The organism is Desulfocapsa sulfexigens DSM 10523 (assembly GCF_000341395.1).
Lineage (GTDB): Bacteria > Desulfobacterota > Desulfobulbia > Desulfobulbales > Desulfocapsaceae > Desulfocapsa > Desulfocapsa sulfexigens.
In genome coordinates this window covers 2,891,550-2,912,238 of sequence record NC_020304.1, presented here as the reverse complement: position 1 = coordinate 2,912,238, position 20,689 = coordinate 2,891,550, and the positions used below count along the sequence as shown (strand labels likewise).

The following is a 20,689-nucleotide window of genomic DNA, read 5'->3' as shown; positions in this document are numbered from 1 at the left end:
TAATATCCTTTGTTGGTTTTATTGATGCCTGAAAGAGAATCAGGACATCTTGTTATTATTTAAAATCAAAGAGTTATACTTTTCCTTAACGTTCGGCGGACCTGTACAATGATCCCCCCCAGGCAGAGAAGCCTGAAATACTGTTGTTCTCTTTTTTTCTTTTTTTATTTCCTGTTTCATCCTTCTCCTCCTAAAAAAAGCATGAGTTAATTCCAGACAGTTTGTCGTCTGCAGCGATGCAACCCGTATGCCGTTTTTTACGAGGAGAACTGAAATTTACGTATAAGATCTGTTTCCTTTTTCAGGTGGATCTGTGAAATGATTGTAACACTTGTCCGTTGCAGGATGTAACAGCTTAGGCGAAGGTAAGAGTTGAGCCTTTCTGGAGCAGATTGGAGGAATAATTTATATAGTAAAAGGAGATATAGCTTTTTCTTTAGTAGCTATGTTACACATTGTAACGTTGCACCTTGCAATGTTGTTGCGATTACGCAACGATTGGTGGCAAGCTGTCCCAATGGGTGTATGAAACAAACTCACTTTGCAATCAGCAACAATGGGCGAATGATTAAAATCACATTTTATTTTTCATTTGGTCTCAAATTTGCTTCTCATGGGCAAAATAGAATACATACTCATTCCTTTTAACTTTGGGTGACATATGTATCAGTTCTTTTTAAATAGAGTAAAGGCCGGATCAAATTGCGCCTTCGCACCGGGTCGTTTTTTACCCGGTTTACACAGGAGTGAAACACTATGTTCGCTTTAAATCTTCGCCAGAAGATGATTGGCTGTTTTTGCCTGCATCTGCTCTTCTACATCATTGTTGGGATCACGTTTTTAAAAGATTTCAACATGTTCAATGATGATGTCACCCTGCTTATGCATGCCGGCAATCTCAGCAATATAAGCCTTGAAATACGACGCTATGAGAAGAACTTCATCATTCGTCATGACAACACCGATTTCAACAAAGTTCTTGAATATGTAGATGAGGCACAACAATTTGTCCCCCAGGTCATTGATGATTTACAAATCATGCCACACCCGACACACCTGCAGGACCTTACCGCCAAACTGACGGCATATGAAGAGACATTCAAGGAATTCAAGGGAAAATGCACCATTGGACAGGATGTCACCGTCTGTCCCTTACGGGAAAAAGTTCGTAGCCTTGGACAGGAACTTGTCAACATCACTGAAGACCTTGTTCTTTTTGAACAAAATAAGATGACCGTCTTTATTGAGAAATTTACCATTCGACTTATAAACACTGTACTCTTTCTTGTACTTTTGTCTGTTTTCACCATTTCCCTCCTCTATACCTCAATCGTTAAGCCATTAAAAAAGGTTGAAAACGCTGCAATTGATATTGCCAATGGTACTTTTTCCCGGCTGTCTGTAGATGATAAAAAAGGAGAGGTTCGTAGTGTCCTGCGTGCCTTTAATAAAATGGTCACTGACCTGGAAGAGCAGCAGGAGCAGCTTTTCCAGGCCAAAAAACTTTCATCAATCGGCACCCTGGCATCTGGCACGGCCCATCAGATTAACAATCCCCTCAATAATATTTCCACCTCCTGCCAGCTGGCTCTTGCGAATATGGGTGATGATAAGGATTCTTTTGTTGCCAGGATGCTAAAAACCATCGATCAGGAAACACAGCGTGCTGGAGAAATTGTCCGTGGTCTGTTGGAATTTTCCAGAGCCCATACTTTTTCCTCTCAACCCTGTCAGCTAGCAAAAATCGTAAACAAAGTGAAACTCCTTGTTGCCAGTGAAATTCCAACAGGTATCAATATAGAGACGGATATCCCCGAAGATGTAGTACTCTACGTCGACGTGCAAAAAATGGTTGAAGCCCTGCTTAATCTTACAATCAATGCAATCCAGGCCATCCCTGAACCACCAGGGACTGTATGTATTAAAGCAGAAAAGGATGAAGAGCAAAAGAAGGCCGTTATCACCGTTGCTGATACCGGTACGGGAATAGATCCGGAAAATCTGGCCAAAGTTTTCGATCCATTTTTCACCACCAAAACCGCTGGCAATGGTACCGGACTTGGCCTGGCTGTCGTCTACGGCATTATCAAAAAACAGGGCGGTTCGATCAGGGTTGAATCAACAAAGGGGACAGGAACCAACTTCATCATAACCTTACCGCTTCACTCTGAACCTGCAGAAACAATGCTGCCCGGAAAGTATTCAACATCCAGAGGTACCAATGTCTAAAAAAAATAATATTACTATCCTACTGGTTGATGATGAGGAAATAAACGTCCAGAATGTTGGTCATTTCCTTGAACAACAGGGGTTCAGTGTAACAACTGCGACCAGTGGTGAAAAAGCCTTGAGCCTGCTGAATCAGTCTCACTTTGATCTTGTGATAACGGATTTAAAGATGGGTGATGTCGATGGTGTCCAGGTGATGAAGACAGCAAAAGAACTTCACCCAGAGATTGAAGTTATCATTGTTACCGGCTATGCCACTGTAAACTCTGCCGTGGAAGCCATGGACCAGGGGGCATTCTATTACCTCCCTAAGCCAATAAAACTGAAAGAGCTACACGCTCTTGTTCTACGAGCTACTGAAAAAACTCTACTGCGACGTGAGATTGGTCGCCTCAAGCTACGCATTGGAGCGCAACAGGGAACAACCCAGTTCATTGGTCAGAATCCTGCAATTCTGGAACTCAAAGATTCAATAGCCCATTTTGCCCAGCTTGACTGCAACATCCTGATTACCGGTGAAACCGGAACTGGCAAGGAATTAGTGGCCAGGACCATCTATGAGCTGAGCCCAAGATCCGAAAAGAGATTTCTTCCAATCAACTGCGGAGCAATGACAGAAGAATTGATGGCAAACGAACTGTTTGGTCATGAAAAGGATGCCTACACCGACGCCGGAAGCCTCCGTAACGGTCTTCTTGAGTCTGCCAATGGTGGTGTGGTTCTTTTTGATGAGATTGGCGAAATGCCTCTGATTATGCAGGTAAAGCTATTGCGGGTGCTACAGGAGAAAACTATTATCCGAGTGGGAGGAAACAAAGAGATACCAATAGACATTCGTTTATTAGCTGCCACCAACCGGGATCTTAAAGAAGAGGTACAAAAAGGAACGTTCCGCCAGGATTTGTATTACAGGCTCAATGTCATTAACCTTCACATTCCTCCTCTTCGTGACAGAAAAGATGACATTCCTCTTTTGGTAAACTATTTTCTTGCAAAGTATTCCCTGCCTAACACAGAAACTAAAAATTTTTCCAAGGAAGCCATGAAGCGCCTGCTGGACCACGACTATCCCGGCAATGCTCGGGAGCTTGAAAATATCATCGAACGCTCTCTTGCCATCTGTGATGACTCTGAAATTCAGCCACATCACCTTCCAGCAGACATCTACGGACACAAAAGCTTCCACCTTTCACATGTAGACACAGAAAAACCCCATATTAGCCTTGAAGAAAATGAAAGGGACTATATCCTTTCAATTCTCAAAGGTGTTGATGGTAACAAGACAAAAGCTGCCAAAATAATTGGTATCGACAGGGTTTCTCTATGGAGAAAGCTGAAGAAATACGAAAAGAACGGTATCGCCACAGAGTAAATTGCATAGTATCAACTAAACACAGAATAGATTCGTGAAATTTCGCAGCGCCCACCACCATCCTGTGGCTTTAATAGCTTAAAAGATGAGATATAGACAATCTGATTCGATGCCATTTTTAAAACCGGGAACGCTCATCACCGCTATTATATTTCTTTTTATGGGAATTTTTTTTGGCCCTTCGTATTCCCATGCTGCCACTGAAACAGCACTTGTTGATAAATTAATCGGTAAAATAGTTTACCAACGCCCCGATGGAATATACATGATTACAGTAGGGGAAAAATCTCCTCAGCATCTTTTGAATTATGGAACAAATCCTCGCTGGTCCCCGAATGGAAAACAGATCGCTTTTGTACACGGCAATGCGATTTTGATTCTCACAGTAAAGGATGGCACGGTAAAACAACTTGCAACAGCGAGTAAGGCAAAAGCATTATGTTTTTTCCCGGACGGCAAGTCCGTTATCTTTACCGATGACAAATTGCTACGCCGGGTGGATATCAAAAGCAGGAAAATCAAAACACTGTTGCAGGGGGAGCAGTTTTATGAGGTTGATATAGCGAAAGACGGCAAACGACTTACTGCCACGGTACGCGGCCTTACAGGATTCAAAGTACGAATATACGACTTACAAAGCAACTCAAACCATACGGTGTCAAGGGGGTGCTCAGCTAGCATCTCCCCGGATGGTAGCAAGGTTACTGTAAACGGCGGGAAGCACCGTATCCTCCATATACACCAATGGGACAGCCTGAAAAAGATCGGTCAGATACATGCTCCGACAGGTAAACAGTTTGACAATCAACTTTGGTCAAACAGCCCTCAGTGGTTGGTGAGCACCACAGAGGGGAAACGCAGAGACCTATTTCTTCATCACATTAACAGTGACAGTAGCTTCCAGATAACAACCAGTGGCGACTGTGATCGAGGCGATCTCTACGTAAGCCGAATGCTACCCTGATTCAGATTTTATTCACCATATTCAATCAGCTAAAAGAACTCCCAATCGCCAGCATACCAGCTGTAAGAATAAAATAACCAAAAATGATAAGCAGCAAACCACTCACCAGACGAACAGCCACTGGGTGACTGTTAACCGCACGAATCCTGTGTCGAATAGTCTGTGAAGCGTAGCCTGCCAGTAACATGGGAATAGCAAAGCCCAGGGAATAAAAAGCAAGCAGTATCAGGCCTGAAGCAAGTTTCCCCTGCGTTGCCACCAGTGCCAGGACTCCTGAAAGCATGGGCCCTACACAGGGAATCCAAATCACACCAAGTGTCATTCCTAAAATCAGTCCTGAAAATGTTCCCTTGCTCTGAAACTGCTGCGCTTTGTAAAAGAAAGTGAATTTTTTAAAAACATTTATGCCAAAAAGCATTGAGAACCCAAAAAGAATAATTATAACACCAACAACTTTTTCGACGACTGGCATCACTCCTGCCACAGCCCCAGCAAAAAGGGAGGTGAGAACTCCCATGATAATAAAGCTGATACTAAGTCCGGTAACAATAAGTAAGGGCCTATATTTATGGTCGTCACTGGTTCCCGTTACAATGATGGGAACCATGGGCAATACACAGGGGGAAGCTATGGAGGCAACACCTGCAACAGTCACCATTAAAAGGGTTGTTACACTGAGGTCTAGAGGCATAATCGTTATTATAATTGAGGAATGGATTGAAGCAGAAGACGGATATCGTCAGCCTGTTTTACACCTGGAGTCATTCGCTTAATTTCTTTGCCACTGGCGTCGGCAAGGAGCAGGGTAGGAAGTGCACGAATACCATACTGTGAAAAAAGAGCCCTATCAGCAGGAACCACCGTCTGTACATATTGAATATCCACCTTTCCACGGAGTTCCGTGGCCATGTCATTGAGGATGGACACCTGTAAACGACATGGTCCTCCATTGGGATCCAAAAAGAAAACCAGTTTATGGGATGCCAGCTGGCGAGTTGCTGAAGGAGCGCTGGCAGACGTGGTACTTTGTGTTGCAGTTGTGACGGGATGTGAAACGTTTTCTGGCTGTTCATCGTTAGAACAGGAGGTTACGAAAAAGAGCAATGCGAACAAAACAATATATTTTTGCATAGTTAACCTGAGGAGTATTCTGTTTAAAGTGTTAAATAATGTCGTTTTCTTCAAAACACAGGCAGTAATATAAACTCTGCCGCAGGCCTGTCAACAATATAACTAACTCCTTAAATAGATTCTCCATGGTGTTTGCTGTTAATGGAATGCAACCTGTAGGTTCCTGATACCGGAAACTAAAGAATTTCTGATTACCACTAATCCTCAGCCTACCCGCATGAGGAGGAGTTTTTTTCGTGTTGATTTTATGGGCATCTGCGGCCTGGATGGCCGCAGCAAAGCCCCCAGGGATGGGTTTATGGCGTCCCATATAATCGACACGGAACAACTCCGGGTTGCAAAGCTAAGTTTCGATGGTAATCAGGAAAGAATTTGAGGATGTGCGATCTCACCTTGTTGCATCTTAGCGCAGACATGATCCGCAAAACCAGTTCCAGCTTCCTTATGGACATTAAAAACCATATCCACACCTGCTTCACGAAGGACATCAATCTGGTCATCAAATGCAACTATGGCGGCAATATTTATTTCCGGATATGCGCCATGAATCCGCCTCGCGGCATAGAGATTTGCCTCAAAATTTGGCATTGCAAGCATCACCATCTTAATCGTACTACCTTGAATCTGAATACGTTCCCAAAAATCATGATCCGTGGCATCGGCCTGAATAACATTTGATCCAGCAGCTTTATGTTCATTTACCCTTTCAATATCATAATCCACTCCAATCACTCTTTTTCCATAACGTTTGCTCAGGCTCTCATAGGCTGCTTCACCTATTCGTCCCATTCCAAAGACAATCCCGTCAACATCTCCCACTGAGACGACCTTATCATCAGGCAAACGTTCCTCTGTTTCAAAGTGCCGCAGAAGTTGATGAAGCCGGCTGTAGATCGCGTAAGAGGCGTTATTGAGAGGTGAAGCCAGTATAAACGTGAGAGATAGCGAGAGAGCAAAAATCACTAGCCACTCATTGCTCAGCCATCCTTTTGACGCACCAAGTGCCCCGATTATAAGGCCGAATTCCGAGTATGTTGCAAGGCTCAGGGAAGAAAGGGTGGACGTCCGTGCTCGTAGCTTAAATCGGGTCAAGAGAAGATAAAACAAAGCTACCTTCACCGGTATGACAAGGACTAGGAGCGCAGCAACACTAAGAGTTGCCAGATTCGGCAGACCTGAAAGGCCAATGGTCAGAAAAAAACCAACCAAGAGGAAATCTTTAAAATTCAGAATCGCTTTTGCAAGCTCACTGGTTTTCGGATGACCGGCAAGGAGCATTCCAATCAGGAGGGCACCAAGATCGGGTTTGAGCCCGACAAGCTCAAAAAGGTTTGCACCGGCAATTGGAATAATGAGTCCAAGGAGAACCAACAACTCACCATGACCACTACGAGTCAATAGAGCAAGAATTGGTTTTCTCAAAAGAAGTAAGACAATCAGGCACACTGCCCAGGGTGAGGGTATTTTGCCACTTGAAAACGTTAGAAAAATAACGGCAAAAAAATCCTGAATAATAAGAATACCAATTGCAATTCTTCCATGCTTGGAGTTCATCTCACCTTTTTCTTCCATTACCTTTACGGTAAAAACCGTGGAGGAAAAGCTAAGCGCAAAGGCTATTAAAAGCGAGACTTGCCAGTCAATTCCTGCAAAGGCGGAAAGTGCTGTATACGAAAGGAGATAAATAAAAGAGCCAAGAGTAACCACCGTTACAATCATGTGGATCGAGGCGACAGCCCATATTTCAGGCCCAAACAGACTCTTTACCCGAACTTTCAGCCCTATAGTGAACAAAAGGAGAAGAACTCCGGCATCAGCAAGCTGATGAAGATTTTCCCCTCCCTGAAAGCCAAAAGCGTTCAAAACAAAACCTGCAGCAAGAAAGCCAAGCAGTGGCGGTAGCCCCATCTGTTTCACAAAAAAACCGAGAACAAAGGCTACCACAATCATTATTATGTCCATCAATCACCTCTTTTCATCCAAAGAAAGAAGAATAACAAATGATTCAAAAAAAACAGAACTCCTTGACCCAAGTCAAGGAGATTGTACCATAACATGTTATACTAGTAGCACAATTTGATTTAAAAGACATTCACTCTTGAGGATACTACTATGAAAATTATGCGAAAAATTATTGAAATCGATGAAGAACTTTGCAATGGTTGCGGTCTCTGTGTTCCTGACTGTGCGGAGGGTTCTCTTGTTATTATTGACGGAAAAGCAAAGATGGTCTCGGATAAGCTTTGTGACGGTCTTGGTGCCTGTCTTGGATCATGCCCCACCGGCGCACTCAAAATCATCGAGCGTGAAGCTGAAGACTTTGATGAGGAGGCGGTTGAAGAACATCTGGCTAAACAGAGAGCTGCTGTAGATAAACCAAAGACTTCAGGATGTCCTTCCGCGCGGTTGCAGACCTTTACCCCCCAGACGCCATGCCAGACAGCCAACAAACCCATAGCAATGGCTGCTGGAGGTGGTGCCTCATCACTTACCCACTGGCCGGTACAGATTCGCCTCATACCTCCCACAGCTCCATTCCTTCAGGGTGCAGATTTATTGGTTGCCGCCGATTGCTGCGCCGTTTCCGCTCCAAATTTTCAGCTGGATTACCTCACCGGAAAAGTTGTAATGATGGGTTGTCCTAAATTTGACGATGCAGAGAGCTATGTTCAGAAATTCAGTGAAATCATTGCCACCTGTAATCTCAACAGCCTCACCATTCTTATTATGGAAGTTCCCTGCTGTTCATCTATGAACGGTATCATCAGCCAGGCCATAGAGCGTGCAGGAAAAAGCGTTCCTGTTGAACAAGTCACTCTCTCCACCCAGGGTGCCGTAATAGATCGTAAAAACTGGTAAAACCAATTGACAAAAGAATGTATTGTCATAAAGAGGCAGCATCTGCATGCTGCCTCTTTGTTTTCATTCCGCCTTCATTACAGTAATTATGGTGCCATCTTCGCCCTGTTCCTTGGAACGAACCACCCCACCATTAATTTGCACGACCCGATCCATCTTCCCTGCCATATCATTGGCACAGATAAACTGAAACTCATGGCCTCGAACCATTTTGCCTAGACGTGCCCGCACGTCCTTGAAGCCTTTTCAGCAATCGCCCCTATAATCGATCCCTATATTTTTCACTTCTATTCCCACTATAATTTCTTCATTTTCAAGCGTAGACGGTTTTCATATTGAGAAACCAGTAAACCAAAGGACTGAACTATTTGAAACAATGGCCTGCCAAAGAGGAACATCTCCTCGTCTAAAACTGTATCCGACCCGGCAACAACATTATTCCGGAACTGAAGATCACGATTCACAAGATCTTCAAGATTTGCAATCATTGATTCAGAGTTATTTTGCAGGTCAATGGAAAGTTTTTCACAATCGGGTAAGGGACAGGCAAGTTCATACTCTGTTATCAATTTCACTAGAAACTTGTCACCTGATACTATATCGAGGCGGCTAAGGAGATCTTTCTCAACAAGGGCAAGAGTTGCATCAGGATTCCAGCACTGCAGAATTACACAGGCCAGAGGTCTATTATCGTAGATGCTACAACCTTGTGATTCAGGATCATAATAGCAGCAGGTCCAATCTCCCCCACTACCTTTCAATTTCACAATTTCAGACTGAGTAGCCTGCACCATCTCTGCGACAGGATTATAGGCAAACTCGCCCTTGCGGATGGTGATAAGATTCTTTCGTGGAATAGATCCCTGCCGCAAGAGATCAATATCCGCCCCGTGGAGTGCCGGCCCTCCTTTAGTGCAGCAAATTCCACACTGTTTACAGCTTGTCTGTTGTATAATCATACCGATCTCTTTTACCAATCCACTTACTAATATACATGATATCCATCTCGTCCCAGGCTCGATAGATCTTTTTTTCCTAGTCAATCAAACATATACCCTATTTGGTAAAATTAGACATTTGATTAAATATTTCTTTCAGATTTAGCTTTGAATATGCTATTCTTTCAGGAACTTATTTATATGGATCCCGTGTAAAGCTTATGACTGCAACCACTACTATTATAGCCTGTCCCGGATGTGATCTGCTTCTTAAAAAGATTGAAGCCCACCCCGGTAAGAAACTCTTTTGTCCCCGTTGCAACACTGTACTCCTTCATAAAAAAGTAAATTCAATCACCAAAGTACTTGCTATCAGTATCAGTGGCCTTCTTGCCTATATACCAGCTATCTTCCTGCCTCTTCTTACCTTACACTCAATGGGAATGTCTCAAAATGGCTCCATTTTTGATGCTTTCCTGAGCTTTTACCATCAAAAATACTATTTTGTAGCCGTTCTCGTTTTTATCACTTCCGTTTTTTTTCCGCTCCTGAATCTAAGCCTGCTTTTTTCCGTTTCCCTGCAATTAAAGACACAGCGCTATAGCCGTTCACTCCCCTTTCTTTTCCGTACAGCTCTTCACATGGATGAATGGGGTATGCCCGATGTCTATCTCATTGCACTCCTTGTCAGTATTATCAAGATCATCAGCGTTGCCAGCATTGACTACAACATTGGCTTCTTCTGTTTTGTTTTTCTAGTTTTTATGACCCGTGCATCTACCTCAGCTTTGGATCCCGACACATTCTGGAAAAATATCGAACAAATCAGATCCGATTCCAGCCGGGATATGGATGATGCCATTTAAAGCCACTGCCATGAAAGCCGGACTGATGTCCTGTCACGACTGCGGAAAGTTACTCAAGACCAGAGAAACTGTAAAAAACGAAGTTCTCACCTGTCCCAGATGTAATGCTGAAATCCATTTCCGCAAACCACACTCCTTAACGCGGGTATGGGCCCTGATCATCACCTCCATACTCCTCTTCATCCCGGCAAACCTGCTACCTATCATGCGAGTTAATTTCCTGGGTACCATGGAATCCTCCACCATAATGGACGGTATCGTCTACTTTTTTCACGAGGATGAATATTTTATTGGACTTATCATTTTTACTGCCTCCGTGCTGGTGCCTACCTTTAAGATCATTGGCATGATTATTATCCTGCTCTCAATACACTTTAAGTGGAAAAGAGGATTGCGACACAAGATTGCCATGTTTCGTTTCATAGAATTTATCGGCCGCTGGTCCATGCTCGACATTTTTGTCATCGCCCTTATGTCAACGCTGGTAAGCTTTGGAGGGTTCACCTCAACCATTGCCGCTCCCGCTGTAACATATTTTTCCGCCGTTGTGGTTTGTACCATGAGTGCAGCTCTCACATTTGACTCGCGTCTCCTCTGGGATGCCAATTAGAAGTTATTAACATCATCACCCAATTCGTTTAACAGAAAACACTATTATGGAAACCCCAATTATAAAACCAAAAATCGGAATTTCACCCATCTGGATACTTCCACTGGTTGCAATTCTTATCGGTGCCTATCTGATCTATAAGGATTATCAGGAATCGGGCATTATGATAACCGTCGCCATAAAAGACGCCAATGGGCTCACGGAGGGAAAAACTCAGGTATTTTTCAAAGGGCTACCGGTGGGAACGCTTAAAGGTTTTACCGTGAGTCCCGATTTGAAACACATCAATGCAGAAATAGAGATGGTTAAACAGGCAAGAGAAAAATTAACCAAAGATACCCTCTTCTGGGTTGTTCGTCCTGAAATCTCAATGAACCGCATCACAGGCCTGGATACCCTGATTAAAGGCAGTTACTTTGAAGTACAACCGGGAAATTCTACGGAGCAGACTGATTCATTTACAGCCCTGCCAGACCCTCCTCCTATTTCCATGCGGGTTCCTGGACTTCATTTAACCCTACATAATAAAGATTCTGTTTCATTGGAAGCTGGCTCTCCTGTTTCTTTTAAAAAAATTGCTGTTGGAGAAATTGTATCCAACAGACTGTTACCCGATGGCACCATTGAAACAAAACTTCTCATCCATCCTCAATATGTTGGCCACGTAACTTCATTTTCTAGATTTTTTATCAGTAGCGGTATCCGTTTCCAGGCAAATCTCCCCAAAATCTCTATGGAGGTGGATTCCATAAAAAGCATTTTACGTGGCGGCATCAGCTTTTTCACTCCGACTGGTGGTGAAAAAGTTGACAGCAAAAATATTTTTCTACTCTACGACAGTATGGACGATGCCCTTCGGGCAGATGACATTAAAATACACCTCACCTTTTCTGCAGATCATGGTCTGCAGCCTGATGCTGAAATCCGTTTTAATGGTATAAAAATCGGTCATATCACTGACATTGAAATGAAGAGTGATTTGCGAACTGTCAACGCAACAGCCTACATCGACAAATCAATGGAGGCACTGCTCGGTGCAGATGCTTATTTCTGGACGGTAAATGCACGCTTTAACGCCGAAGGAATATCCAATCTTGATACCCTTATAAAAGGGGCATACGTCAATATTCTTCCAGGTACAGGCAAGAGTGCGCGTACCTTTGAAGTACATAACAGTCGCCCCGTAAATATTACAGACAATACGGGCCTGAATCTGGTACTTGAAACGGATCGACTTGGATCTCTTGGCTATAACAAGCCTGTCTATTATCGTCAGGTACAGGTTGGCCACACAACGGGCTACGAACTCTCCCCCACTGGCCAAAATGTTCTCATTTACGTCAACATTCACGAGCCCTACGTAAATCTTGTCCGGGAAAACACCAAATTCTGGAACAGTACCGGGTTTCGCATTAAAGGAGGACTTATGACTGAAATGCGGATCAGCACAGAATCTGTTGCAGCAATTATCGGCGGTGGCATTTCCTTTTCCACACCTGACAAGGATGACATGGGAAATCGTGTTGCCAACGGCAAACATTTTGTTCTTCACAGGGATCCGAATGACAAGTGGCTAACCTGGAGTCCGCCACTATCGCTTGGAAAGATTGACACTACTCCACCACAGGAAAAAGAGAACAATGAATAGTACCAACTGTCTACTCAGAAAAGCATCCATCACCGGCGCCTTTTTTTATCTCCTGCTCTGCCTTCTTATTTTTAATGCAAGAGCAGCAGATGTCCGATTCAAGACCCTATCCGATGGAACAGTACGGGATGAAAAAACCGGCCTTATATGGGCTGCAACCGACAACGGTTCAAGCATTAACTGGTCCGGGGCCGTAGAGTATTGCAAAAACTTTGCAGTTGGCGGGCACAATGACTGGAGAATGCCTGCATCCAGCGAGCTCAAATCACTCTATGGTAATGGAAAGAAAGTGCAGGGGCAGGACTATTCAGGGTCTATTGATGTTGTGACACAAACAATCAACATCAGCGCCCCCTACGTCTGGACCGACAGACGAACCTCGGACAACAAGGCCATAGCATTTGGATTTAACTATGGAGTCACAAAAAGATTAAAAAGGGGAACGGGGGGCAACAGACGAGCCTTACCCGTCCGTTCGCCAAAACAGTAACAGCATCCTTTATCACTTCCCCCTCAGCGTTATTGTTTTACATGCAACTTCTCTTTACCTGAGTGTTTACTCTGCTCCATACTGCTCAGTTCCAGATTCAAAGCCTCCACCGACAACAGGATTTCCCGCAGGGATATAGCAAGAGAAACAAGTAACATTATCAAACTGATAGCAAAAGTTATTTTCCCACCCAGTTCATTACCTGCAAAAAGAAGAAACATACAGAACACACAAAGAAACAATCCCCCAACACCAAAAAACTGCATATTACGAATAAGTACCACTCGATGTCGCAGGCTCTTTATCTGAGAAAGAAGAACATCATTGGGGTTTTCCAAATATCGATCGTGCAGTTGACGGATACGCGAACCAAGTGCAAGAAAACGATTGGTGTAAGCGACCAGCAGAAATGTGACGGCGGGAAACAGTAATGCTGGAGTTGTCAGGCTAATGTCCATATTTTATCCACAGAGAAAATGTGAGTAATAAGAAGTCCAGTTATTCGATTTTGTCGGAGCAAGCCTGATAGACCCTTATTAAAATTCAATCCGAAAGCTATAAACACCTTCTTCAACTGCACTTTGGACCTTATACCCGGAGTGATTAAATATCGCCTGCATCCGCTTATTATCACGTAAGACTTCTGCAGTGAACCCGGCAATACCACTCGCCTTCGCGAGGGTAATAAGATGTTTAAACATAAATGTTCCCAACCCCTTATTCTGCCATTCGTCCCGGATAACAAAGGCAACTTCAGCCCTGTTGCTTCTTTCATCCAGGTAATACCTGCCAACGGCGACGATATCATCTCCATGGGCCTCTGGCAATGTTCCAACAATGGCAACATCCTTACGATGATCAACATAGACAAAATTTTGAATTTCTTTATGCCCGAAATGCTGATTATGACTCATAAATCTGTAGTACAGAGTTTCCTGGGAAAGATCATAGAGAAGATCGCGCATCAATGGTTCATCGGTTGGATGAATGGGCCTGAAATACAATTCTGTCCCGTTATCCATCAGATAAGTGGCTTTCATCATACCCTGTGGGGCAACAACAAATTTTCCTTCAACATCCACAAAATCCTGACGGATATACCTGGCTTCAATAGCATCCTTTAATAGCTGTTCACGATGATCAGGATGGGCAATGGAGATAAGAGCAAGGGTTCGATCCTGAACAGATTTTCCATGAAGATAGGCCACTCCATACTCACTCACAATGTAATGAACCGTCGCCCTGCTCACAACAACACCGGCACCCGGGCTCAAATGCACCCTGATCCGCGACTCTCCGTCACTTGTTGTGGATGGAATTGTGATAATGGCACGCCCTCCTTCGGAGCGAGAAGCACCACGGTTAAAGTCAACCTGTCCTCCGACTCCAGAATAGAAAAAGCCATCTTCCGAATCTGAACACACCTGCCCCGTGAGGTCAATCTGCAGGGCCATGTTCACGGATACCATCCGATTCTGCTTGCCAATAATGTTTGAATCATTCACATATTCCGTAGGGCGAAAGGAGAACAATGGATTGTCATCTATAAAGTCGTAAAGCTCCCTGCTTCCCATACAAAAACTAGCCACAATTTTGCCCCGATCCGTGGATTTCCTATTGCCGCTTACTACCCCACTCCGTATTAAATCGAGAATGTCATCGGTGATAAGTTCTGTATGGATGCCAATATCATGCTTGTCCTTCAAGGCACCTATAACGGCCTGCGGGATACGGCCAACACCTGGAATCCTCCCAAGTCCAAACTCTACAGTGGACCCGCTTGGCACAAGACCGGCGACAAACTCTGCAATTTTCAAACTGATTGGATGAGGTGGTTTGGATTTACGTTCAAGAAGAGGAACATCGGCTGGCACCAGAATATCAAGGTCATAGACATCTATAAGGCTGTCACCGCGGGTCCAGGGCATTTGCGGATTGACCTGAGCTATAACAAGAGATGCATTTTCAGCAGCACTTTTTACAATGTCAACGGATACTCCCAGGCTCATTTTTCCTCGGGAGTCAGGAGGAGTAACCTGAATAAGAGCCACATCAAGAGGCAACTGACCAGAATTAAAAAGACGTGGGATGTCGGACATAAGAACAGGTGTATAGTCTCCGCGTCCTTCTTTGATTACCTCGCGTACATTGTGGCCTATAAAAAGTGAGTTGATTTTAAAACAGTTGGCAAATTTTTTCTCGGCATAGGGGGCATTTCCTTTGGTTAAGAGTTCTACAATTTCCACATCTGCAAGATTCCCTGCAATTCGTGTCATTGCCTCAACGAGTACCGTGGGCTCTCCGCAGCCGGTTCCAATAAAAACCCGATGACCTGATTTCAACAGTGACAAAGCCCGTTTTGGGGTTTTAATCATGTCTTTATAGGTTTCTTTCCAATTGGCGTCGTATTCCATAATTCCCTCATAACTCATCAACAAGACAACTGAAAAGTTATATTTCCCGATTAAATTATAATTCTGAGATATTCTATTCGTCCTTACTTCTCTTCCGGTAATGGTGCCAATGTCATTCGCGCATCTGCCACCACAGGTTCGGATCCAAACTCACCGACAATAAAGGGGTTGATATCAAGCTCTAAAATCTGTGGAAAATCCGTCGTTAACTGACTGATTCGCTGCAGACCCGAAGCTATTGCAACCACATCAACTCCACTCTGACCTCGACGCCCCTGCAGCATTGCGTAGGATTTAGTGGATTTCAGCATCTGTATCGCTTCCTGTTCGGTGATAGGGGCAAGGTGAAAAGTCACATCTTTCATTACCTCTACAAAAATCCCACCAAGACCAAACATTAGCATGGGGCCGAACTGGGGGTCTCTGGTCATACCGATGATCACCTCGAGCCCTTTACTGGCCATCTTTTCAACATACACCCCTTCAATACGAGCACCGGGAACCTTTTTACGAATCTTTAAGGTCATCAAGTCATAAGTGTCCTCAGCAGATTCCCTGTTGGAAACGTTTAAGAACACTCCGCCAAGATCACTCTTATGGACAATGTCAGGAGATACAATCTTCATTGCCACAGGATATCCTATACGTTCTGCAATCTCCGTTGCCTCTTCTGCCGTCGAGGCCAGGGCCCCGGTCGGTACATGAAAGCCATAGGCACCAAGAACATCTTTCCCCTTCACCTCACCAAGCTGAAGCATCCCGGTACGCTGACGACGTGAAAGAATTCGTTCCACCCTGCGCCTGTTTACTTTAAATCTGGTAACCGTGCGTGGTGGGCGCTTTTTCCAGGCAGCATATTCACCCATTGCCTTGAGGGCAGCCACTGCTCTTTCCGGTGATTTATACAGAGGCAAACCAGCAGCAACGAGTTCCTTACGCAGAAGGGTTGTCTCATGGCCACCCATAAAAGCAGCCACTATCGGTTTGGTTCCATCAATACAGGTTACTATGGCACTGGCTGTTTCTGCAGGACGCTTCATTGCTTGTGGAGTCAGGACAATAAGGATGGCATCAACATCGGAGTCGGTCTGAGCAGCTTTTATCGCAGTTACATATACACCAGGATCAACATCACCCAGTATATCAACAGGATTAACAGGTTTGAAAATCTTTTGCGGTTGCTGAATCGCAGCCTTTCTTTCATTCTGACCATGCTCTTGGACTTTCATTCCAGCAAGTTCCACCGCATCGGCTGCCATAATTCCAGCTCCACCCGCATTCGTGATAATACGAACGTTATTTCCTTTTGGAAGTGGCTGCAGGGAAAACGCCGATGCAAAATCAAAAAGAGACTCAAAGGTATCCGCTCGTATCACACCCGATCGTTTAAAAGCTGCTCCATATGCTGTATCAGCGCCAGCCAGTATACCCGTATGAGACACTGTCGCCTTCAGTCCTGCGGAAGTGGTCCCGGATTTTAAAATAATTACCGGTTTATTTGATGCGGCATCTTCTGCCGCCTTTATAAAATTCTTACCAGACACTATATCTTCAAGATACCCTACGATAACCTTTGTATCATCATCCTTTGCAAGATAGGCAAGCATATCAACACCGCTTATATCCGCCTTATTTCCTACACTTACCAGCTTGGCCAACCCCATATGACGATCATTGGCCATATCGAGCATAACGCTGCAGAGTGCCCCAGACTGAGAAAAAAGTGTAACATCACCGCTACCCGGCATATCTCCTGCGAAAGAAGCATTGAGATTGTTGGCGGTATTAATAAACCCCAGACAATTCGGACCGAGAAGTCTCAGCTCACGACGAGTACAGAGTTCAACAAGTTCCTGCTCAAGGATGGCACCATCGGGACCGGTTTCCTGGTATCCCGACGCTATAACAATCAGGCCTTTTGCCTTCACTTTTGGACACTCATCAACCACTGTTTTAACCAGTGACTGCGGTAAGGCTGACACCACGAGATCCACTTCCTGGCCACATTCCCCAAGAGATGGAAAACAGGGAAGGCCAAGTATCTCTTTGGCTGCAGGGTTAATTGGAATAATAGCACCTTGAAAGCCACCCCTGATGATATTAGCAAGAATGGTATGACCAATCTTCCCATCGGTTCGAGAGGCCCCAACGACCGCAACACTTTTCGGGTTAAACAGCGTATCGATACTCATAAAAACACCAGGGACATTCTGCCTTACGGCAATATTTACAGTATATTAACAATCTTCCAGGTTCCGACAAACCTGAACGCTCATTCCTTCTTAACGTCAAAACCGTTCTCCTCCAGAAGATCAAGAACCGCGGCAATTTTGAAAGTATTTATCCTCAGGTAAATAGTATCTCCCACCTCTTTATCAAAGATACGAAGAACCCTGGTGAATGGAATTTTTTCCTGCTCAAGAAGTGTCACAATTCGAGTCATGATAGTCGGGCTACCATCATCATGGATACCAATAAGAACCGCGCCCTTTTCACCAACTCCAAAAAGTGTTTTGTAGGCAGCATTGAGGTCTCTAATGGAAAAGATACCAACCACTTTACCCTCCTTATCAAGCACGGGGAGAGCCCCAGGCTGATCTCTATCAAAGAGAAAGAGAGCATCGTCAAGTGTTGAATCAGTGCCGAGTGTAACACAATCGGTGGACATGATTTCCGAGACCGATGTTTGCTGTACACGTTCATACACCAGTCGTCTTTCACTGTCGCTGATAACAGAAGAAGGATAGGCTGAACGCAGATCACGATCTGTGAGTATTCCTACCAATTGTCCCTGTCCATCAACAACTGGGAGATGGCGGAAATGAAAGTCATTTAACAGAGCCCTGGCTTCAGGGAGAAGCATGTCTGGAGAAACGGTGATAGGATCGGGTGTCATATGCCGTAAAATGTACATATCTACCTCGCTTAAAAGATTTAAATTTTAGTATAACCGGGTCTACTCCAGTATACCTCTCACGTATGCCTCAACGGAATCTCCAAGAACAGAGAGTTCATATCCGCCTTCTAAAATGGAAAGCAATTTCCCATTGGTAAATCGATTTGCCCAGGACTTCACCTGGCGGCCAAGAGTAAAATACAGGTCAGTGGAGTAATGGAGCCCTGACATATCATCAGCAATGTGAGCATCAAAGCCCGCTGCAATGATAATTGCTTCTGGCTGCCACTCCTCAAGCTTCGGTAAAATAACTTTTTTAAGAAGATTTTCCACATCCCCGTCATTCGCCCCTGGCGAAAGTGGGAGATTCAGAATGGTCCCCTTTCCATCACCCATTCCGTGCTCATCACCATACCCGGTTCCAGGGTAACTAAAACTCGGATGCTCATGTATACTTATGTAGTAACTATCAGATTCTTCCTCAAAAGCAGACTGAATCCCGTTACCATGGTGGGCATCAAAATCAAAAATAAGAACTCGTCTTTTATGGTATTTATGTTGCCAGTATCTGGCGGCTACCACACAATTATTAAAGAAACAGAAGCCAAAAGGAACACTGCGTTCCGCATGATGTCCGGGAGGACGAACCAGGCAGAATATGTTATCCCCCTTTCCCTCTTCAATGAGATCTATGGCGGAAATTCCGGCACCTGCAGCAAGGCACGCTATATCGTAAGAGTCATAACAGACCTGATTGTCGAAATGATCAATATAGGTTTGACCGGCAAGAACTGATTCTTCAAAACGAAAGAGCCAGTTTTCACTGTGAACCCGGGTAAGATCACTGCGGGTAGCTGCCTGTGGTGACAAAAAAGAGAGAGACGGATAACAGTCACTTGACTTAAGAGATCTGCGTATAACCTGCAGTCTGGCTGCTGTTTCTGGATGATCCCCACCACCGGTATCATGCTGGAGAAAACGCTGATCATCAACAATTATCAGAGGAGGATATGAATTCATAGGTCCCGGAACAAAAAAACTCTTGTTGAACAGCTTTAGGGTTTCAGTGTATCTTCTGTGACATTCTTTCCTTTTGATAGTATCCTTTGTATTTCAATAAAGCAACTATCACAAACTCATATAAACTGAAAATTATGACCATCACTTTTTACCACTCAAGTCTCTGACCTCGTTGCCATATGGCAAAAAAAGTTCTGGATGAACTCTTGGCAAACATGAACGACATAGAACTGGAAGAAGTCGAAATACTAACCAGCCCTCTGCGAGCTCTTAAAGATGGCGTGATGTTTATTCCGACCCTGAAATACGGCGAAGGACAAATCAGCGGTATCCTCCTCAATCGAGATAAAATCGAAGCATTTCTGACAAAGGTACGGAAACCGTGAGACAGCTTATTCTCAGTTCAGTAACACGCTTAGATCTAGTGGTGTGGGTTCTGGTTCTGGCATTTTTTTGCGGGAGCAGTCTGATTTTTCAGGGCAATGTCCAGCTCTCTTTTCTTGGAGCATCCGGAATCATAATTGAGATGATGCTTATCGGCTTGTCTGTGGAAATTATTATTGAGTCCATTAAGCATATTAAAGGAATTGGTACCGTCACAGGATTCATAACCAATGGCCCGGAAGCACTTTGTCTTATTGTCGGTCTTGCTGCCGGTGATGTCCTTTTTGCCGCATCTACACCCCTTGGTTCAAATTTCATGAACCCTATTCTTCTGATTACTGCCGCAGTGATTTGTAAAATGACCTGGCAGACAGTGAAAACCAAACCGCTCTACAGCACTGTCACAATCCTGAGCACAGCAACTCTTGCCATCGGTTTCTACTGCATACCAACATCCTATTACAAATACTGGTTGATTACGGCGCTGTTACTGACCCTGCCGCTTTTTTTTCTACGCCCGAATGAAGGCGAAGAAGAGAGTGACGAAATGTATCATGAGGGTGCCAGACGCTGGCTGATACCTGCAATCTTACTCCTGCTTAGTTCTGGATATTTTCTTGACCCTGTGGTTACATTTGCGGCTGAACATTCTAAAGCGCCAAAAGGAGTAATAGGATTCCTGGTTCTTGCCTCCCTCACATCATGGCCCGAATTTAAATCATGTCTGGCCCTGCTCAGCCGTAAAAAACCACTCGCCGCTATACTCAACATCACTATTTCCAATATTACCAATATCTGGCTGGCTGCAGGTGGTATTTTTTTCTATCTATTAAACCGATAGTTCCGCAAAGGATACCTTACGAAACTA

General features: G+C 44.3%; 22 protein-coding genes. 10 read left to right on the top strand and 12 right to left on the bottom strand.

The window, feature by feature from the left end; all coding sequences use genetic code 11:
* Nucleotides 1-39: 39 nt before the first annotated feature.
* On the bottom strand, nt 40-180 hold the full coding sequence (locus tag UWK_RS19460; protein WP_015404838.1) for a hypothetical protein: 141 nt from the start codon (nt 178-180) through the stop codon (nt 40-42).
* Nucleotides 181-756: 576 nt separating this feature from the next.
* On the opposite strand from UWK_RS19460, the gene UWK_RS12960 reads away from it, so the two are divergent.
* From UWK_RS12960 to UWK_RS12950, 3 genes are all read left to right on the top strand, one after another.
* Nucleotides 757-2,229 (top strand): sensor histidine kinase, encoded by a 1,473-nt coding sequence (locus tag UWK_RS12960; protein WP_015404837.1) that lies wholly within the window; start codon nt 757-759, stop codon nt 2,227-2,229.
* Nucleotides 2,222-3,601, top strand: a complete 1,380-nt coding sequence (locus UWK_RS12955) for a sigma-54-dependent transcriptional regulator (protein ID WP_015404836.1) — start codon at nt 2,222-2,224, stop codon at nt 3,599-3,601. The genes UWK_RS12960 and UWK_RS12955 overlap by 8 nt, the downstream gene beginning before the upstream one ends.
* Before the next feature lie 85 nt (nt 3,602-3,686).
* Nucleotides 3,687-4,565 (top strand): PD40 domain-containing protein, encoded by an 879-nt coding sequence (locus tag UWK_RS12950; RefSeq protein WP_153304900.1) that lies wholly within the window; start codon nt 3,687-3,689, stop codon nt 4,563-4,565.
* Between the two features lie 25 nt (nt 4,566-4,590).
* Here UWK_RS12950 and UWK_RS12945 read toward each other — a convergent pair whose 3' ends face one another.
* Genes UWK_RS12945 through UWK_RS12930 form a run of 4 tightly spaced genes read right to left on the bottom strand, consistent with a single transcriptional unit; the run spans nt 4,591 to nt 7,658 of the window.
* Nucleotides 4,591-5,256, bottom strand: coding sequence for a cytochrome c biogenesis CcdA family protein (locus UWK_RS12945; RefSeq protein WP_015404834.1), 666 nt, complete (start codon nt 5,254-5,256; stop codon nt 4,591-4,593).
* Nucleotides 5,257-5,264: 8 nt separating this feature from the next.
* The gene (locus UWK_RS12940) at nt 5,265-5,696 is read right to left on the bottom strand and encodes a thioredoxin family protein (protein ID WP_015404833.1); all 432 of its coding nucleotides are present in this window, start codon (nt 5,694-5,696) and stop codon (nt 5,265-5,267) included.
* A gap of 31 nt (nt 5,697-5,727) precedes the next feature.
* Nucleotides 5,728-6,006, bottom strand: coding sequence for a hypothetical protein (locus UWK_RS19455; protein ID WP_041916423.1), 279 nt, complete (start codon nt 6,004-6,006; stop codon nt 5,728-5,730).
* Between the two features lie 50 nt (nt 6,007-6,056).
* Complete coding sequence (locus UWK_RS12930; RefSeq protein WP_015404832.1) at nt 6,057-7,658, bottom strand: cation:proton antiporter family protein; 1,602 nt, start codon at nt 7,656-7,658, stop codon at nt 6,057-6,059.
* Between the two features lie 150 nt (nt 7,659-7,808).
* Between UWK_RS12930 and UWK_RS12925 the strand changes: the two genes are divergently transcribed.
* Entirely contained in the window at nt 7,809-8,555 is a 747-nt protein-coding gene (locus tag UWK_RS12925) for an ATP-binding protein (RefSeq protein WP_015404831.1), read from the top strand.
* 63 nt (nt 8,556-8,618) lie between these two features.
* On the opposite strand, the gene UWK_RS19450 is transcribed toward UWK_RS12925, so the two are convergent.
* Nucleotides 8,619-8,786: a hypothetical protein gene (locus UWK_RS19450; protein WP_015404830.1), complete on the bottom strand. Its 168-nt coding sequence runs from the start codon at nt 8,784-8,786 to the stop codon at nt 8,619-8,621.
* A gap of 65 nt (nt 8,787-8,851) precedes the next feature.
* Nucleotides 8,852-9,514: a YkgJ family cysteine cluster protein gene (locus UWK_RS18635; RefSeq protein ID WP_015404829.1), complete on the bottom strand. Its 663-nt coding sequence runs from the start codon at nt 9,512-9,514 to the stop codon at nt 8,852-8,854.
* A 200-nt stretch (nt 9,515-9,714) separates the two neighbouring features.
* Between UWK_RS18635 and UWK_RS12915 the strand changes: the two genes are divergently transcribed.
* Genes UWK_RS12915 through UWK_RS18630 form a run of 4 tightly spaced genes read left to right on the top strand, consistent with a single transcriptional unit; the run spans nt 9,715 to nt 13,107 of the window.
* Nucleotides 9,715-10,359, top strand: a complete 645-nt coding sequence (locus tag UWK_RS12915) for a paraquat-inducible protein A (protein WP_015404828.1) — start codon at nt 9,715-9,717, stop codon at nt 10,357-10,359.
* On the top strand, nt 10,346-10,969 hold the full coding sequence (locus UWK_RS12910) for a paraquat-inducible protein A (RefSeq protein WP_228130015.1): 624 nt from the start codon (nt 10,346-10,348) through the stop codon (nt 10,967-10,969). Before UWK_RS12915 ends, UWK_RS12910 begins: the two co-directional genes overlap by 14 nt.
* 46 nt (nt 10,970-11,015) lie before the next feature.
* The gene (locus UWK_RS12905; RefSeq protein WP_015404826.1) at nt 11,016-12,617 is read left to right on the top strand and encodes a PqiB family protein; all 1,602 of its coding nucleotides are present in this window, start codon (nt 11,016-11,018) and stop codon (nt 12,615-12,617) included.
* Nucleotides 12,610-13,107 (top strand): Lcl C-terminal domain-containing protein, encoded by a 498-nt coding sequence (locus UWK_RS18630; protein ID WP_015404825.1) that lies wholly within the window; start codon nt 12,610-12,612, stop codon nt 13,105-13,107. The genes UWK_RS12905 and UWK_RS18630 overlap by 8 nt, the downstream gene beginning before the upstream one ends.
* A 29-nt stretch (nt 13,108-13,136) precedes the next feature.
* Here the strand turns inward: UWK_RS18630 and UWK_RS12895 are convergent, their stop codons facing one another.
* The 5 genes from UWK_RS12895 to UWK_RS12875 form a co-directional block, all read right to left on the bottom strand.
* Nucleotides 13,137-13,565: a DUF2721 domain-containing protein gene (locus UWK_RS12895; protein WP_015404824.1), complete on the bottom strand. Its 429-nt coding sequence runs from the start codon at nt 13,563-13,565 to the stop codon at nt 13,137-13,139.
* A 78-nt stretch (nt 13,566-13,643) separates the two neighbouring features.
* Entirely contained in the window at nt 13,644-15,521 is a 1,878-nt protein-coding gene (locus UWK_RS12890) for a bifunctional acetyl-CoA hydrolase/transferase family protein/GNAT family N-acetyltransferase (RefSeq protein WP_015404823.1), read from the bottom strand.
* Nucleotides 15,522-15,604: 83 nt separating this feature from the next.
* A complete protein-coding gene (locus UWK_RS12885; RefSeq protein WP_015404822.1) occupies nt 15,605-17,713 on the bottom strand; it encodes an acetate--CoA ligase family protein in 2,109 nt (702 codons plus the stop codon).
* A gap of 80 nt (nt 17,714-17,793) precedes the next feature.
* Complete coding sequence (locus UWK_RS12880) at nt 17,794-18,435, bottom strand: CBS domain-containing protein (protein WP_015404821.1); 642 nt, start codon at nt 18,433-18,435, stop codon at nt 17,794-17,796.
* 42 nt (nt 18,436-18,477) lie between these two features.
* Nucleotides 18,478-19,437 carry a histone deacetylase family protein gene (locus tag UWK_RS12875; protein ID WP_015404820.1) on the bottom strand — a complete coding sequence of 320 codons (960 nt, stop codon included), beginning with the start codon at nt 19,435-19,437 and terminating at the stop codon, nt 18,478-18,480.
* Between the two features lie 179 nt (nt 19,438-19,616).
* Between UWK_RS12875 and UWK_RS12870 the strand changes: the two genes are divergently transcribed.
* Both UWK_RS12870 and UWK_RS12865 read left to right on the top strand, forming a co-directional pair.
* Nucleotides 19,617-19,823 (top strand): hypothetical protein, encoded by a 207-nt coding sequence (locus tag UWK_RS12870; RefSeq protein WP_015404819.1) that lies wholly within the window; start codon nt 19,617-19,619, stop codon nt 19,821-19,823.
* The gene (locus UWK_RS12865; RefSeq protein ID WP_015404818.1) at nt 19,820-20,662 is read left to right on the top strand and encodes a hypothetical protein; all 843 of its coding nucleotides are present in this window, start codon (nt 19,820-19,822) and stop codon (nt 20,660-20,662) included. The genes UWK_RS12870 and UWK_RS12865 overlap by 4 nt, the downstream gene beginning before the upstream one ends.
* Nucleotides 20,663-20,689: the final 27 nt, after the last annotated feature.